Genomic DNA, 16,545 nt, shown 5'->3' on the forward strand with positions numbered 1-16,545 from the left:
TCCCAAGACCCTAAGCCCCCAAGACCCTACGATATGCAAGAAACTGTACTACCTGCTGCTGGCGCACCGTACCCCACGATTCTGTACGTGCTCATTCCGCTGCTGCCGTTCCTGGGCTTTCTCATCAACGGGCTGCTCAACCGCCGGCTCTCGGGCACGGTGGCCGGGGCCATCAGCAGCCTGGCCGTGCTGGGCTCGTTCGCCATTTCGGTGTTTCTGTTCCTGAATTTTCAGTACCAGTACACCGTCACGCTGTTCGACTGGATTTCGGTCGGCTCCCTGCAGATTCCCTTTTCTTACCAGATCGACCAGCTCAGTTTGATTATGCTGCTGCTCGTGACGGGCGTGGGCTTCCTGATTCACGTCTACAGCATCGGCTACATGCACCACGACGAGAACGTGGGCAAATTCTTTTCCTTCCTGAACCTGTTCGTGTTCAGCATGCTGGTGCTGGTGCTGGGCGCCAACTTCGTGATTCTGTTTATCGGCTGGGAAGGCGTGGGGCTGTGCTCCTACCTGCTCATCGGCTTCTGGAACAAGAACACCAGCTACAACAATGCCGCCAAGAAAGCCTTCATCATCAACCGCGTCGGCGACCTGGGCTTCCTGCTCGGCATCTTCCTGATTTACCTCACCTTCGGCTCCGTGCAGTTTGGGGAGGTTTTCCAGAAAGCTGCCCTAAACCAGTTCGGGCCTTATACCGTGAGCATCGTCACGGTGATTACGCTGCTGCTGTTCGTGGGCGCTACCGGTAAATCGGCCCAGCTGCCGCTCTACACCTGGCTGCCCGACGCCATGGCTGGTCCTACCCCGGTTTCGGCCCTGATTCACGCCGCCACCATGGTTACGGCGGGTATCTACATGATTCTGCGCGCCAACGTGCTGTTCACGCTGGCCCCCGATACGCTCGAGGTTATTGCCATCATCGGCGCGGCCACGGCCCTGTTTGCGGCCACCATCGGCCTGGCCCAGAACGACATCAAGAAGGTGCTGGCTTACTCCACCGTTTCGCAGCTGGGCTACATGTTCCTGGCCCTGGGCGTAATGGGCTACAGCACTTCCCTGTTCCACGTACTCACGCACGCTTTTTTCAAGGCGCTAATGTTCCTGGGCGCGGGCTCCGTGATTCACGCCATGAGCAACGAGCAGGACATGCGCCGCATGGGCGGCCTGCGCAAAGCTTTGCCCATTACGTTCATCACCTTCCTGATTGGCTGTTTGGCCATTGCCGGCATCCCGCCTTTCTCGGGCTTCTTCTCCAAAGACGAAATCCTGCTGCACGCCTTCGAGCACAGCAAGGTGCTGTACGCGGTAGGCTTGTTCACCGCCTTCCTGACGGCTTTCTACATGTTCCGCCTGCTGTTCCTCACCTTCTTCGGCGAGTTCCGGGGCACCGCGGAGCAGAAGCATCACCTGCACGAGTCGCCGGCTTCCATGACGCTGCCGCTTGTTGTGCTGGCGATTCTGGCGGCCGTGGGGGGCTTTATGAACGCGCCCTTCTTCCTGGGCGAAAACAACGCCTACCTCGCCAACTTCCTCGCGCCGCTGTTCACCTACTCGCAGAAAATCAATCCGGCTGCTTTCGCGGTACACGCCGACCACGCTACGGAGCTTATGCTCATCGGCCTTTCGGTGGGCGCGGGTGTGCTGGGCATCATCCTGGCCTACGTGCAGTACGTGAGCCGCGGGGTGCGCCCGGTGGAAGACGGCCAGTCACGCGGCTTCCTTGAAAACCTGATCTACCACAAGTACTACATCGACGAGTTGTACAACGCCCTGATTGTGCGCCCCATCATGTGGCTTTCGAACGGCCTGTTCCGCTACGTCGAAAACGGTATCATCGACCCCATCGTGAACGGCTTCGGTCGCCTGACTATGGGTGGGGGCCAACTCCTGCGCTACGTGCAGACCGGCTCCGTGGAAACCTACCTCATCCTGATGGTAGTGGGCATCGTGCTGGTGCTGGCGCTGAACTTCGGGAAGTTTTAAACATAGTTAGAAGAGTTTGATTCATGAAATCAATCCTCCTTCTAGCTACTATTTTCATTCTTTCCTCTTGCTCAAATGACGAAGTAAGATTTGTAGGAAAGTGGATTGAGAAGTCTAGTCAGGACTCTGTTCCATCAATTATCATTCATCAACACGGTGATAAATTAATGGCTTCCATTGACGAAAATGATTATCCTGCTACTTACGAACCCACCAGAAAAGAACTCATAGTTGATACACACAGACGCTCTGGCTGCTTTGTCTTTGAGAATAATTACCGAATGAGATACTCCGTTAAAAATAATGAATTAGCTGTTTCAGAAACTGATATGGACTCGACGGGAAAATTGATGTACGGCTCTTGGATTGTATACAAACGAAAAATACGCTAACAGTTAGGCTAGCCCAATTGAAAATCACCGCACCCTCACAGTAAAGCATGCTCACCGTCCTTCTCCTACTCTGGCCCGTGGCGGCCGCCCTGCTGCTGCACTTCTTCAAAGGCCGTGCGGCCCGGGTTCCGGCGCTGGGCGCGGCCCTGGTTGAACTTGCGCTGGCCGCTTACGCTGCCTTCACCTTCAACACCAACCACGCCGGCCAGTTCGCCTACGACCTGAACTGGATTCCCTCGGCCGGCATCCGCTTCGCGGTGGGCATGGACGGGCTGAGCTTGTTGCTGGTGCTCTTGACGGCCGTGCTGGTACCCATCATTCTGCTGAGCGCCTTCCGCCGCAACTTCGAAAACGAGTCGGTATTCTACGCGCTGGTGCTGTTTATGCAAACCGGCCTAGTGGGCGTATTCACGGCCCAGGATGCCTTCCTGTTCTACTTCATGTGGGAGGTGGCCCTGATTCCGATTTACTTCCTGGCCGGCGTGTGGGGCGGCGTGAACCGGGCCCGCGTTACGTTCAAGTTCTTCCTTTACACCATCATCGGCTCGCTGTTCATGCTGGCCGGCTTCGTGTACCTCTACTTTCAGACCGGCCCCTCGGCTGATGGCCTGTCGGCCCACAACTCGGCCCTTGCCTCGTTCTACAACCTGAACCTGCCGGCTGCAACGCAGGTATGGGTGTTCTGGCTGATTTTCGCGGCCTTCGCCGTGAAGATGCCCATCTTCCCCTTCCACACCTGGCAGCCCGATACCTACACTGAGGCCCCGGCGCCGGCTACCATGCTGCTCTCGGGCATCATGCTCAAAATGGGCATCTACGGCTGCATGCGCTGGCTGATTCCGGTGGTACCGCTCGGCACCGACTACTGGCAAAACCTGGTCCTGATCCTGGCCATCATCGGCATCATCTACGGGGCCATTATTGCTATTCGGCAGCAGGATGTGAAGCGGCTCATTGCCTACTCCTCCCTTTCCCACGTGGGGTTGATGATTGCCGGCGTGTTTTCGCTGACCCAGATGGGCATGCAGGGCGCCGCCATCCAGATGCTGGCCCACGGCGTGAACGTGGTGGGTATGTTCTTCATTGCCGACGCCATTGAGCGCCGCACCGGCACCCGCAACATTGCCGACCTGGGCGGCCTCACCCGCAAAGCCCCCGTGCTCACGGTTTGCTTTCTGGTGCTGCTGCTGGGCACGGTAGCCTTGCCCCTCACCAACGGCTTCGTGGGTGAGTTCCTGCTGCTGGCAGGCGTGTACGAGTTCAACGCCTGGATGGGCGCGGTAGCCGGCGTCACCATTATTCTGGGCGCGGTGTATTTGCTGCGCATGTTCCAGCGCGTGATGCTCGGCCCCGATTCCTCGTTCACCGAAACCTTCACCGACCTCACCGGCGCCGAGCTGGCTTTGCTGGTACCGCTCATCGTGCTGGTGTTCTGGATTGGCTTGTTCCCGAACACGTTCCTGCACCTGTCGGAAGGCAGTGTGCTGGGCATCCTGAACGAAGTAGTAAACCGCTAAGCGTAGCGCCTTGCTGCTTCGCTCTACATCGAGACGAATATGAATTCCATCATTGTACTTTCCGTCCTGGGCCTGGCCAACCTGTTTTTGGGCTTTCTGCGCTCCAACCGGTTGCTGCTGCCCGTGGCGATGCTCATTCTGCTGGTGGCCCTTGGGGTAAACTACCTCGACTGGAACGCCGGCCCGCTGTCGTTCTTCAGCGGAATGCTGGTGGTCGATAACTTCTCGGTGGCCTTCACGGGCATTGTGGTAGTTACGGCGCTGCTGCTGCTGCCCTTTTCGCAGAAGTACGTGCGCGACGGTGAGCCGAACCTGGCGGAGTACTACTCCCTGCTGCTGTTTTCGCTGGTGGGCGCCATCATGCTGGTGAGCTACAACCACCTGCTGATGCTGTTCCTGGGCATCGAAATCCTGAGCGTGGCCATGTACGTGCTGGCCGGTTCCGACAAGCGCAACCTGCGCTCCAACGAGGCCGCCCTGAAGTACTTTCTGATGGGTTCCTTCTTCACCGGGGTGCTGCTTTTTGGCGTGGCGCTGGTGTACGGGGCTACGGGCACCTTCGAGCTAAGCCAGATCAGCGCGGCGGTGCAGAACCCGGCCCCCGGCTTCGAGTCGCTCACCCCCATGCTCTACATCGGCATGCTGATTATGCTGGTGGGTATTGGCTTTAAAGTATCGGCGGCGCCTTTCCACTTCTGGACGCCCGACGTGTACGAGGGCACGCCCACGTTCTTCGCCGCCTTTATGAGCACGGTGGTGAAAACCGCCGGCTTCGCCGCCTTCCTTAAGCTGCTCGTGCAGGCTTTCCCCGCCGCCAATGCCCAGGGTGTCTGGCTGCCCACCCTCACCGCCATGTGCGTACTCACCCTGCTCATCGGCAACGTGGGCGCCGTGGCCCAAACCAGCGTGAAGCGGATGCTGGCGTACTCCAGCATTTCGCACGCTGGCTACCTGCTCATTGCGCTGGTAGCTTTCAACGGGCAGCTGTACGGAGCCTCGGCCAACGGCATTATGTTCTACTCCCTGGCTTATTCGGTGGCCACGGTATCGGCCTTTGGGGTACTCAAGCTGGTAGCCGATGCCCGCATGCGCGAGGACTACGACGGGCTGAACGGCCTGGCCAAGACCAACCCGCTGCTGGCCTTCGCCCTCACGGTTTCCATGCTGAGCCTGGCTGGTATTCCGCTCACGGGTGGCTTCTTCGGTAAGTTCTTCATCTTCGCGGCGGCCGTGGAGAATGGCTACATCGGGCTGGTGGTGTTTGCCGTGGTGATGTCGATGGTGAGCATCTACTACTACCTGCGCCCCATCATTGCCATGTACATGCGCCCGACTGAGGACGAAACCACGGCCGCCCCGGTGCCGGTAGGCCCGTTTCAGTCGGCCACGCTCCTGCTGCTGGCGTTGCTCACGGTGGTGCTGGGTGTGCTGCCCGGCTTAGTGGCCGGTATGCTCTAGGCCCGCGCCGGACTCCCGAATTTCTTTTCCTGGAAAAGGCCTCTTTCATTCGGAAGGGGCCTTTTTCGTTACTCATCCCAGGCCCCCGCAGGGCCAATAATAACTCGCGCTGACGTTTCATACGCATCCGGCGGGGCTTCATACGCTGCCGGAACCCCTTTAAATGCTCGCGCTGAGGTGTAGGACACTCGCGCTGACGTCTCGGACGCTCGCGCTGAGGTGTAGGCCGCTCGCGCTGACGTCTCGGACGCTTGCGCTGCCGTGTTGAAAACTCGCGGCCAAGTGCCGGAGGGGGTTGGACACATCTAGAAGGCCCGCGCCGGAGTGGCGGAGGCGCGCGGGTACGGCTTTCGCCGGAACGGGCCTATACTTGCGGCTGATTTTCTGCTTCCCCTTTCTCCGACTATGAAACGTTTCCTTGCCCTGGCAGCCCTGTTGAGCCTCCCGCTGCTTGGCGTGGCGCAGGCAACTGCTCCCGACTCGCTCACCGCCCAACTGAGCCGCCTGGCTTCGGCCTCCGGGCTGCCGGGTTTTGGGGTGGCCGTGGTGAGCAGCACCGGCATCCTGTACGAGCACGGCTTCGGGTATGCCAACCGGCAAGCCCGGCAGCCTTACTCAACCGGCACCATGCAGAACGTGGGCTCAGTCAGCAAAACCTTTATTGGGGTGGCTTTGCTGAAAGCCGTGGAGCAGGGGCTGTTCTCCCTCGATACGCCCATTAACAAGGTGCTGCCCTTTGCCGTGCACCACCCCCAGGCGCCGGCCCAGCCCATTACCATTCGTCAGCTGGCCACGCACACCTCGGGCATTATCGACCGCGAAGCGGCCTACCGGAAAGCCTACGTGCCCCGGACCACGGCCACGGCGGCCCTCGACTCGGCGGAGCGGCACGCCCTGGCCCGGCGGCAGCTGGCCGCATTTCTGCGCGAGTACCTGAGCCCGAAGGGCCGCACGTTTCGCCCCGCCAACTTCAGCCCCGATGCGCCCGGCACCGCGTATCACTACAGCAACATCGGCGCCGCGCTGGCCGCTTATCTGATTGAGCTGAAGTCGGGCCTGAGCTTTGCCGAGTATACCCGCCGCTACATCTTCGAGCCGCTGAAGATGCAAGATTCCGGCTGGCTGTACGAGCCCCGCCGCGCCAACCGCTACGCCGTCAACTACAAGCCCAGCGGCAAGCCTCTCCGCCCCTACTCGCTTCTTACCTATCCCGACGGCGGCCTGCTCACTACGCCCCACGACCTGGGCCTCTATCTCGCCGAAATCCTGCGGGGCGCGGCCGGTCAGCCTTCCCCTCTGCTAACGCCCACCTCGTTTCAGGCGATGCTGGGGCCGCAGTTTGCGGCTGCCTCTCCCCCACGCAACCTCAACCCGAAAGAGCCCAACTCCGGTATTTTCTGGGCTATCCGCCGCAACGGCCAGATCGGGCACACCGGTAGCGACCCGGGCGCTTCGTCGTTTATGTTCTACAACCCGCAAACCGGCATCGGCAAAGTGTTCATCACCAATGTAGCGCTTGACGAAAACGAAGTCCTGACGAAGCAGTTCAGCGCTATCTGGCAGCTATTGGATACCTTGCCCGCTGCCAAGTAACTCGGTGCCTCAGGCCCGGCGCATCACGGCGCTCAGCTCGTCGGCGTACATCACGGCTTCGTCCGAGAAAGGCTCTTCGCCCCGGAATTTCTGGAGCAGGCGGGCCGTGGTGATGATGTCCTTCTGGCAGTAGTGCACGATGCGCGGCAGGTCGTTGTCGGTGTAGTACACGCGGGCCACGTCGGCTCCCGTAATGTCGTCCTTGGGCGTGGGAATGCCGAACATGGCGGCCAGCAGCGCCAGGGACGTGTAGGACTTCCGGTCGCCAAATTTCCAGAGCTCCATCGTGTCGAGGTGGTTGATTTCCCACGGCTTTTTGCCGGCTACATCTAGCTGGGGCGGCAGCTGCAGACCGTTGATGAGCAGGCGCCGGCCCAGGTACGGGAAGTCGAACTCTTTGCCGTTGTGGGCGCAGAGCAGGTAGTTGGGCTTGCGGGCCAGCAGGGCGGCAAACTCGCGCAGCATGGTTTTCTCGTCGTGGTCGGCAAAGCTTTTCACCCGGAAGCGCCACCGCTCCTCCTGCTTGTCGAAGAAAAAGCAGCCGACGGAAATGCACACCACCTTGCCAAACTCGGCGTAGATGCCGGCCTGCTCAAACAAGCTGGTGGCGTGCAGGTGGTCGGGCAGGGGCTCTACGTCGGCGGCGCTGGACTGCCAGCCTTTCTCGCGGCGTAGTGCGTGGCACTTATGCTCCCAGAGCAGGCGCAGCATGTCGTTCAGCTCATCGTGGCAGCCCACACAGGGCACGGTTTCGATGTCGAGGACGAACAGCTGATCAAGGGAAACTTTGTGCAAAATCTGCATAGCCGGGCGCCACTAACTGAATTCGGATACCGAATATAGGCTTTCCCGGCACAGGGTCACAAAAAACCGCCGACCAACCACGAGGGCCGGCCGGCGGGCGTTTGTTTTCACAGGGTTAGTGTTTTCAGGTCAATAAACTCAAAACCAGCCGCTAAAATTCCGGCCGGTGTTGGTGGTGATTAACTTTTCCGGCATTACATCAGCGGCCCCGGACTTTCTCCGCTACGACCCGGATCTGCCGGGGCCACTGACTGTACAAAGGTGCAGGAACTTGCGGGCCCGCACAATCACATATAGATGTGAAATATTAGGTAAGTCCCTGGCGCAGGGCTTTGCTCACGGCTTCCGTCATGGAGCGCACGTGCAGCTTTTCGTAGATTTTCTTGATGTGGGAGCGGACGGTATCGAGGGAAATGCCCCGGTCGGCGGCAATCATCTTGTAGCTGTAGCCTTCGACCAGCAGATTGAGCACTTCCTGCTCGCGGGCGCTCAGGTTGGCCGGCGAGTCGTCGGACGGGGAAGCGGCTTTGGCTTTGGGCGGGGTGCGCGGAAACAGCTTGAGTACCTGGCGGGCAATGGCGGGCGTCATGGGGGCACCGCCGGCCCGCACCTCGCTGATAGCATCGAGCAGCTTCACGGGCGGGGTTTTCTTGAGCAGGTAGCCGTCGGCCCCGGCACAGATGGCATCGAACACCCGGTCGTTGTCTTCAAACACGGTCAGCATCACCACGCTCACGCCCGGCGACACGCTTTTGATGCGGCGCAGGCCCTCGATACCCGTCATGCCGGGCATGTCGATGTCCATCAGCACCACGTCGGGGCGCAGGCGGCTGATGTCGGTTTCAGTTTGAGTGCAGTTGCCAAGAGCCCCGGCCAGCTCAAGTCCGGGCGTGCCGGCCAGCAGCTGGCTGAGGCTGGCGCGTAAATCGGTATTGTCTTCGTAGATGAGGACGCGGGTGTTCTTTTCCATAACGGTGGCACAGAGCAAGGCTAGACGGTGAGTAAAGATACCAGGTAGCCGGCGCGCCCCCACTCACACAATGATGTGACTTACAAGGAAAACTACGCCGCTTTCAGCGGCACGCTCAGCTCCAGCTTGGTACCCTTACCGGGAGCAGTAGTGATGTCGAGCTGGCCGCGCAGAGCGGCGGCGCGGGTGCGCATGTTGGTGAGGCCGTTGCCGCCGCCTTTGGCCGGGTCCTTGGGGTCGAAGCCTACACCGTCGTCTTCCACCGTGAGGGTAAGGCGGTTGTACTGATAGTTGAGGTGAATGCGGGCCTCTTCGCACTGAGCGTACTTGGCCAGGTTGTTTACGGCCTCTTTGTAGAGCAGAAAAAACTCCCGGCGGGCGCGCATTTCCAGCCGCAGGCCCTGCACCTCGGGCGCCACCGTGAAGGCAAAATCAATGCCCCGGGCCTCCAGCACGTCCGAGGCGAAAATGCGCATCCGCGACAGAACGGCCTCCATGGAATCGTGCGCGGGGTTGATAGCCCACACGATGTCGTCCATGGAGTCGAGCATGCGGCGCGAGCTTTCACTTATCTGGTCGAGCAGCTGGGTGGCCTGCTCGGGGCGGTTCTGGTGCTGGTGGTTGCGGGCCAGCGTGCTCAGAATACCAATGCTGCTGAGCGTGGAGCCCATATCGTCGTGCAAGTCGCGGGCGATGTTGTGGCGCACCCGTTCCAAGGCCAGCAACTGCCGCACCCGTACCCGGTAGGCCAGAAACAATAGCCCCACCAGCAGCCAAGCCGCCAGCACCCGGAACCACCACGTCTGGTACCACGGCGGCGTCACCACAATGCGGAGTGAGGCCCCTTGCTGGTTCCAGACGCCGTCGTTGTTGGCGGCGCGCACCTGAAACAGGTAGGTGCCGGGGTCGAGGTTGGTATAGGTGGCTTCGTGGCGGGCCCCGGCTTCAATCCAGTCGTCGTCGAACCCCCGCAGCCGGTACATAAAGCTGTTTTTGGAGGGCAGTTGAAAGTTCAGGGCGGCAAATTCGATGGAAAAGAAGTTTTCGCGTGGGCCCAGCCGCAGGGTGCGCCGCTCGGTAATGGACGTGTCGAGGCGCACGGGCTGGTTGAACTTGCGGAACCCGGTAAGCACCACCGGCGGCGCCGTCTGATTCACGGGCACCGCGCCCGGCCGAAACGAAATCAGCCCGCTGATGCCCCCGAAGTAGAGGCGCCCATCGGAGCCGGCCCACTGCGAGCCGGCATTGAACTCGTCCTGCGCCAGCCCGTCGCGCATGTCGTAGGTGCGTACCTGCAGCGTAGTAGGCGAAAAGTGCGCAATGCCCTTGTTGGTGGAAAGCCACAGGTTGCCTTCACGGTCAGGCAATAGAGCGTACACCACGTCGTTGGGCAGGCCCTGGGGCTCCCGGAACGTGGTGAACAAACCTTTCTCGGCGTCGTCGAGGCGGCTCAGGCCCCCACCTTCGGTGCCAATCCAGAGCGTGCCGGCCCGATCCTGCACGATGCCGCGCACAAAGTTGCTGCTGAGGGTGCGAGGCTGGCCGGGCACGTTGCGGTAGGGCCTGCACAGACCGGTGCGTGGGTCCAGCAAACACAGGCCGCCCCCGCCGGTGCCTACCCACATGCGGCCCTGCCGGTCGCGGTAGCACATGCGGATGTAGTTGGTGCCAAAGCCTGCCTTGGGCGTCAGGGGCTTGTCGCGGTAGATGGTGCTGCGGCCGGTGGCGGGGTCGAAGAGGTTGAGGCCGTTTTCGGTGCTCACCCATAGCTGGCCGGAAGGGTCGAGCAGAATAGCACGCACGGCATTATCACTCAGGCTGCCGGACTGGGCCGGGTCGTGGCGAAAGTGGCGCACCTGGCCGGTGGCGGGGTCGAGGCAATCGAGGCCGCTACGCTGCGTGCCTACCCACAGCTGGCCTTCCTTATCAAAGCACAGGGCCCGAATGAAGTTTTCGCTAAGGCTGGCGGGCCGGGCTGGGTCGTAGCGGTAGCTGCGGCGCTGGCCGGTGGCAGCATCGTAGCAAACCACGCCGTTTTCCTGGGTTCCGGCCCACAAACGGCTTTGCTTGTCTTCGCATACGGCCCACACCGGGTCGGGCTGCGCGGTAATGGGCACGGTCGTAAAGGTGGCCGGGCGCGGCATAAACGAGGCGACTCCACCCTCGGTACCTACCCAAATCAAACCGCTGCGGTCCTGAAACAAAGCCTGCACGGTGTTTTCGGGCAGCAGGTGCGGACGGCCCAGCTGAGCCTGGTAGGGCGCAAACGTGTTCGTCACACGGTCCAGTTGGTGCAGGCCCTCATCGGTGCCCACCCAGAGGCGGCCCTGGGCATCTTCCAGAATGCTGCGCACAGCGTCGCTGCGCAAACTTCCGGCCCGGCCCGGCTCGTGGCGGAAGATCAACTCCTCTCGGGCTCCGGTCAATGATACAAAGCGTAGCCCATGTACCTCCGTGCCCACCCACACGCCGCCCGTCTGGCTGATGCACAAGGCCGTGATGGCGGAAGGCGTTTGCCAGTTCGGGCGGGCAATCAGCCTCTCGCTGGCCGTATCGAGGTAGCTGAGCTGGCCGGCCCCGGTGCCCACCCAGATACGCCCCCGGGCATCCTGGGCAATGGCACGCACGGAGTTCTGCCGCACATTGGGCGAGGTTTCCGGGGGGTGCTGATAAAGCTGAAACTGCCCGGTTTGCGGGTTGAAGCGGTGCAGTCCGCCCTCCGTGCCCACCCATAGCGTTCCGCTTCGGTCGCAGAAAACGGACCGCACAAAGTTGTCGGCCAGGGAGCCAGCCTGCCCGTCTTCGTGCTTGAACACCTGAAAACGACCGGTGACGGGGTCATAGCGGTTGAGGCCGCCGCCGCCGGTACCTACCCAAAGCTGGCCGCGCTTGTCCACGGCCATCGAAAGAATAAAGTTGCTGCTCAGGCTGCCTTCCAGCTGGGGGTCGTTGCGCAGCACCCGGAAACCGGCCCCATCGTAGCGGTTAAGGCCGTCCTGGGTGCCCAGCCACAGAAAGCCGCGCGGGTCCTGGGCCATGCAGTACACACTGTTTTCCGACAACCCCTGCTCAGTGGTGAGCGTGCGGAACGTGAGCGGCAGGGCCGGCTGGGCCGCGGCCAGGCGCACCAGAAACAGCAGCAGTAAGAAGGGAAATAAGCAATGCTTCATGCAGGCACGGCCGCCCAGCTACCAGCGCCGGCGCAGACCCCGCCAAAGCTAGCAAAATCGGCGGGGGCGCCATAACCCCCTCAGGCGGCGTTCAGCATCTGCCGGTACAGGTAGTACGAGTAGGCGTAGGTGGCCACCACCGTCCCCAGCACGCCCGCCACCAGCACCGTGGTAGCCACCGGCGCCGACCAAAAGGCCAGAGCCGCGCTTAGGAGTCCTACTCCGAAAAACAGGTAGCCCCCCAGCCTATGTGTCCGGGCCCAGATGATGGTCGACTCCAGCGCCCACGGCGTGCGGATGCCTACGAAGTAGTTCTGGGGCACCGTGGTGAGGTAGTTGCCCAGCAGCGCGAAAAACAGACCGAGCAGCACGGCCAAGCCGCTGCCGGGCTGCGTGCCCGCATGCTGCGCCACGTAGAGGCTGTACAGGCTCACCCCGCTTAGCATAGCTACCAGCAGAAACTGTAGCTTCTGGTAGTTTACGCTGGTGCCGCTCAACTGCTTTTTCGGGTCGAAGCGGGGCAGAAAGTGCAGCAGCGCGTACATGCCCGATGGCAGGGCCACACACAGCCACCACATGTTTTCTTTGGCCGTGAAACCATTGGCTTGCCCATTAGCATCGAAGTGGGTGGGAATCTGGGCCGGCAGCGCCGACCAGGAATAGGCCAGGTAAGCGGTGGGCAGCACCAAGGCTATAAGGGAGAGAACATGCCAAAAGGAAAAAGCCGTTTTCATAGAATTGAGCACTAGCTAAACGTTAGGATTTGAATTGCAGCAGCCAGCCCAGCAGCTCGTCCATCACCGTCATGTTGAGGGTGTAGAGCACGAACTGACCCTGCTTTTCACTGGCGACCAGGTCGGCCTGGCGTAGTAAATCGAGGTGGTGGCTGATGGTGGGCTTGGAGAACTGAAAGGCATCGGCAATTTCCCCGGCTGTGCAGGGCCGCTCGCGCAGCATCTCCAGGATGGCGCGGCGGGTAGGGTCGTTGAGGGCTTTGAAGAGGGCGTTCAAGACTGATTAGTTATTTAGGCAAATGTCTAATTATATTCCAGATGAGCAAATATCTTTTCCAATTATTTAGATATTTGTCTAAACACTCCGTTGCTGTCCACTCGCGATGCGTATTTCTTCTTTATTTCTAATAGGGTTTCTCCTGAGCTTTGCTGGTTGTACTTCTGACTCAAGCAAGATTAAGCGGGAAGGCGAGCCAGCCATCTACACCACGGACGCAGATGACGAAGAAATGAACAAAGCAATGAGACAAGGGAAAGCCACATTGCCTGCGTTTCTACTCACGATAAGCAAGTCAGATTCGACTATCATCAACTCAGCTATAAAAGTCCATTATGATGATGGGGTTCAACGAGAATATCTTTGGGTAGGAAGCCTAAGTATCGAAAATGGCCAGTTGTATGGTGTTGTCGATAACAAACCAGAATTTACTAGCCAAGTAGTAGCTGGGCAGCGCATTTTAGTAGATACGACTACTGCCGTTGATTGGAATTACACCCAGAACAACCGTCTTTTTGGTGGCTATACGATTAAGCTTCTACGCAACAGGATGACTCCCGAAGAAAGAGCAGAGTTTGATCAATCAACTGTTTTAACATTCGATACGCCATAAACCGAAAGCGGCGCCTGATGTATCAGGCGCCGCTTTCGGTTAAACAGAGAAAAAGCTTACTTCCCCACCACCGCCGTAGCAATGCTTAGCTCCTTGAGCTGGGCACCGGAAATGGGCGAGGGCGAGTCAATCATGACGTCGCGGCCGGAGTTGTTTTTGGGGAAGGCAATGAAGTCCCGGATGGAGTCGGCGCCGCCGAAGAGCGAGCAGAGCCGGTCGAAGCCGAAGGCAATGCCGCCGTGGGGCGGGGCACCGTACTCGAAGGCGTCGAGTAGGAAGCCAAACTGGGCCTGCGCTTCCTCGGCCGAGAAGCCGAGCAGCTCAAACATGCGGGCCTGCACGGCACGGTCGTGGATGCGGATGGAGCCGCCGCCCACTTCCACGCCGTTAATCACCATATCGTAGGCATTGGCGCGCACCTCCCCTATCGTGTCGGGCGAGTCGAGCAGGGCAATGTCCTCGGGCTTGGGCGACGTGAAAGGGTGGTGCATGGCGAAGTAGCGGCCTTCCTCCTCAATGAACTCGAGCAGCGGGAAGTCAACCACCCACAGCGCCGAGAAGGTGTTTTTGTCGCGCAAGCCCATGCGCTGGCCCATTTCCAGGCGCAGCTCGCTCAGGGCCTTGCGGGTTTTAGTAGGCTCCCCAGCCAAAATCAGCAGCAGGTCGCCGGGCTGAGCGTTGAAGGCGGCTTTCCACTGCTGCAGCGCATCCTGGGAGTAGAACTTGTCTACCGACGACTTCACCGAGCCATCCTGCTCCACGCGGGCGTACACCAAGCCGGTGGCGCCAATCTGGGGGCGCTTTACGAACTCGGTCAACTCATCGAGCTGCTTGCGGGTGTACATGGCCGAGTTGTGCGCGTTGATGCCCACCACCAGGCCGGCGTTGTCGAACACCGGGAAGCCCTGGCCTTTCACCACGTCGTTCAGCTCCACAAACTTCATTTCGAAGCGCGTGTCGGGCTTGTCGTTGCCGTAGTAGCGCATGGCATCGGCGTAAGTCATGCGGGGCAGCTGACCGATTTCGAGGCCTTTCACCTCTCGGAACAGGTACTGCACCAGCGCCTCAAACGTGTTCAGGATGTCTTCCTGCTCCACGAAGGCCATTTCGCAGTCAATCTGCGTGAACTCGGGCTGGCGGTCGGCGCGCAGGTCTTCGTCGCGGAAGCACTTCACAATCTGGAAGTACCGGTCGAAGCCCGACACCATCAGCAGCTGCTTGAACGTCTGGGGGCTCTGGGGCAGGGCGTAGAACTCGCCGGGGTTCATGCGGGAGGGCACCACAAAGTCGCGGGCCCCTTCGGGCGTGCTTTTGATGAGCACGGGCGTTTCCACCTCAATGAATTGCTGGCCATCGAGGAAGCGGCGGGTGGCCTGGGCCACGCGGTGGCGCAGCATCAGGTTCTGGCGCACGGGTGAGCGGCGAAGGTCGAGGTAGCGGTACTTCATCCGCAGGTCGTCGCCACCGTCGGTTTCGTCTTCGATGAGGAAGGGCGGCAGCTTGGCGGGGTTGAGCACGTCCAGCTTTTCTACCCGGATTTCGATGCCGCCGGTGGGCATTTTGTCGTTTTTGGAGTAGCGCTCAGCTACTTTGCCGGTTACCTGCACCACAAACTCGCGGCCCAGCTCGCGGGCGGCGGCGCGCATTTCCTCGGTTTCCACGCCTTCTTCCAGGGTGAGTTGGGTGAGGCCGTACCGGTCGCGCAAGTCCACCCAGCTGATGCCGCCTTTGTCGCGGGTGCGCTGCACCCAGCCGCAAAGCGTGACGGTTAAACCAACGTGTTCGGGGCGAAGTTCGCCGCAGGTGTGCGTACGGAGCATAAACGAAAGGAATTCAATGAAAGGAAGCCGGCGGGCCGGGCGCAAAGATAGAAGACCGGGCCGGGCCCGCCGCACGCCATAGCCCCTCCCGGCTGAATTTACGGCCGGCCCACGTGCCGTTGGGCGGGCGCACGGCGGCGTTGGTTGAAAATCAGGGGCATTTCATAGGGATTTGGCCATGTTTGTCTGGCGGCCTACCGTCCTGGCAACTCCCAGTCTGCCGGCCGCTTTTCTGCCTGCTCTCACGCCCTTCTACCAAAACACTTTTCAGCTATGGAACTGGTTATCGACCACCTCTCCAAGACCTACCCCAACGGCACCAAGGCCCTGAACGACGTGAGCCTACGCATTGCGCCCGGCATGTTTGGCCTGCTGGGGCCCAACGGCGCCGGCAAGTCCAGCCTGATGCGCACCATCTCTACCCTGCAGCAGGCCGATGCCGGCACCATTCAGCTAGGCGACATCGACGTGCTGCGGGAGCCGGAGCGCGTGCGCCAGGTGCTGGGCTATCTGCCCCAGGAGTTTGGGGTGTACCCAAAAATCACGGCGGCGGAGCTACTGGAGCACTTTGCCGTGCTCAAGGGACTCAGCAACAAAAGTGAGCGGCGGCAAGTGGTAGATGCCCTGCTGCAGCAAACCAACCTTTACCAGGTGCGCAACAAAAACCTGGGCGGCTACTCCGGGGGCATGAAGCAGCGCTTCGGTATTGCGCAGGCCTTGCTGGGCAACCCTAAGCTCATCATCGTGGATGAGCCCACCGCCGGCCTCGACCCCACCGAACGGAACCGCTTCCACAACCTGCTGTCCGAAATCGGGGAAGACCGCATCGTGATTCTGAGCACCCACATCGTGTCGGACGTCTCGGACCTGTGCCGGCAGTTTGCCATCATCAACAAAGGGCAGGTGCTGTATACCGGCGACCCGCTACGGGCCATTGAGGAAGTGCGCGGGCAAATCTGGCGGCGCAGCATCCGCAAGGAGGAGCTGGCGACCTATCAGCAGCAGTTTGCGGTGATTTCTTCGCGCCTGTTTGCGGGCCAGACCATCATTCACGTGCATAGCCTTGCTCAGCCCGGCAACGGCTTCGAAGGCGTGGAGCCGACCCTGGAAGACGTGTACTTCGCCCGCATTCACGCCGCCGAGCAGGCAGTCAGTGAAGCTGCACCAGTAGCTAAGTAACTCAAACATGTCTGTCATGCTGAGCTTGC

The 16,545-nt window shown here is 60.5% G+C and carries 13 protein-coding genes; 7 read left to right on the forward strand and 6 right to left on the reverse strand.

The window, feature by feature from the left end; genetic code table 11:
• The first annotated feature begins 33 nt into the window (after window positions 1-33).
• From nuoL to LRS06_RS06160, 5 genes are all read left to right on the forward strand, one after another.
• On the forward strand, window positions 34-1,989 hold the full coding sequence (gene nuoL / locus LRS06_RS06140) for an NADH-quinone oxidoreductase subunit L (protein WP_257870677.1): 1,956 nt from the start codon (window positions 34-36) through the stop codon (window positions 1,987-1,989).
• Window positions 1,990-2,012: 23 nt separating this feature from the next.
• A complete protein-coding gene (locus LRS06_RS06145; RefSeq protein ID WP_257870678.1) occupies window positions 2,013-2,381 on the forward strand; it encodes a hypothetical protein in 369 nt (122 codons plus the stop codon).
• A 47-nt stretch (window positions 2,382-2,428) separates the two neighbouring features.
• Window positions 2,429-3,898, forward strand: coding sequence for a NuoM family protein (locus tag LRS06_RS06150; RefSeq protein ID WP_257870679.1), 1,470 nt, complete (start codon window positions 2,429-2,431; stop codon window positions 3,896-3,898).
• Window positions 3,899-3,937: 39 nt separating this feature from the next.
• On the forward strand, window positions 3,938-5,356 hold the full coding sequence (locus LRS06_RS06155) for an NADH-quinone oxidoreductase subunit N (protein WP_257870680.1): 1,419 nt from the start codon (window positions 3,938-3,940) through the stop codon (window positions 5,354-5,356).
• Between the two features lie 405 nt (window positions 5,357-5,761).
• Complete coding sequence (locus LRS06_RS06160) at window positions 5,762-6,949, forward strand: serine hydrolase (RefSeq protein ID WP_257870681.1); 1,188 nt, start codon at window positions 5,762-5,764, stop codon at window positions 6,947-6,949.
• A gap of 9 nt (window positions 6,950-6,958) precedes the next feature.
• Here LRS06_RS06160 and LRS06_RS06165 read toward each other — a convergent pair whose 3' ends face one another.
• The 5 genes from LRS06_RS06165 to LRS06_RS06185 all read right to left on the reverse strand — a co-directional run bounded on the left by LRS06_RS06165 (window position 6,959) and on the right by LRS06_RS06185 (window position 12,904).
• Entirely contained in the window at window positions 6,959-7,753 is a 795-nt protein-coding gene (locus LRS06_RS06165; RefSeq protein WP_257870682.1) for a 3'-5' exonuclease, read from the reverse strand.
• Between the two features lie 307 nt (window positions 7,754-8,060).
• Window positions 8,061-8,723, reverse strand: coding sequence for a response regulator transcription factor (locus LRS06_RS06170; protein ID WP_257870683.1), 663 nt, complete (start codon window positions 8,721-8,723; stop codon window positions 8,061-8,063).
• A gap of 92 nt (window positions 8,724-8,815) precedes the next feature.
• Window positions 8,816-11,893, reverse strand: coding sequence for a sensor histidine kinase (locus tag LRS06_RS06175; protein WP_257870684.1), 3,078 nt, complete (start codon window positions 11,891-11,893; stop codon window positions 8,816-8,818).
• A gap of 80 nt (window positions 11,894-11,973) precedes the next feature.
• On the reverse strand, window positions 11,974-12,627 hold the full coding sequence (locus LRS06_RS06180; RefSeq protein ID WP_257870685.1) for an SdpI family protein: 654 nt from the start codon (window positions 12,625-12,627) through the stop codon (window positions 11,974-11,976).
• Window positions 12,628-12,649: 22 nt separating this feature from the next.
• Window positions 12,650-12,904 (reverse strand): autorepressor SdpR family transcription factor, encoded by a 255-nt coding sequence (locus LRS06_RS06185; protein WP_149070783.1) that lies wholly within the window; start codon window positions 12,902-12,904, stop codon window positions 12,650-12,652.
• Window positions 12,905-13,010: 106 nt separating this feature from the next.
• On the opposite strand from LRS06_RS06185, the gene LRS06_RS06190 reads away from it, so the two are divergent.
• Window positions 13,011-13,517, forward strand: a complete 507-nt coding sequence (locus LRS06_RS06190) for a YegJ family protein (protein ID WP_257870686.1) — start codon at window positions 13,011-13,013, stop codon at window positions 13,515-13,517.
• 56 nt (window positions 13,518-13,573) lie between these two features.
• On the opposite strand, the gene aspS is transcribed toward LRS06_RS06190, so the two are convergent.
• A complete protein-coding gene (gene aspS, locus LRS06_RS06195) occupies window positions 13,574-15,337 on the reverse strand; it encodes an aspartate--tRNA ligase (RefSeq protein WP_257870687.1) in 1,764 nt (587 codons plus the stop codon).
• 273 nt (window positions 15,338-15,610) lie between these two features.
• Here aspS and LRS06_RS06200 point away from each other — a divergent pair, with 273 nt between their 5' ends.
• Window positions 15,611-16,516, forward strand: a complete 906-nt coding sequence (locus LRS06_RS06200) for an ABC transporter ATP-binding protein (RefSeq protein ID WP_257870688.1) — start codon at window positions 15,611-15,613, stop codon at window positions 16,514-16,516.
• The last annotated feature ends 29 nt before the right edge of the window (window positions 16,517-16,545 follow it).

Origin of the sequence: Hymenobacter sp. J193 (assembly GCF_024700075.1) — a bacterium.
Taxonomy (GTDB): Bacteria; Bacteroidota; Bacteroidia; order Cytophagales; family Hymenobacteraceae; genus Hymenobacter.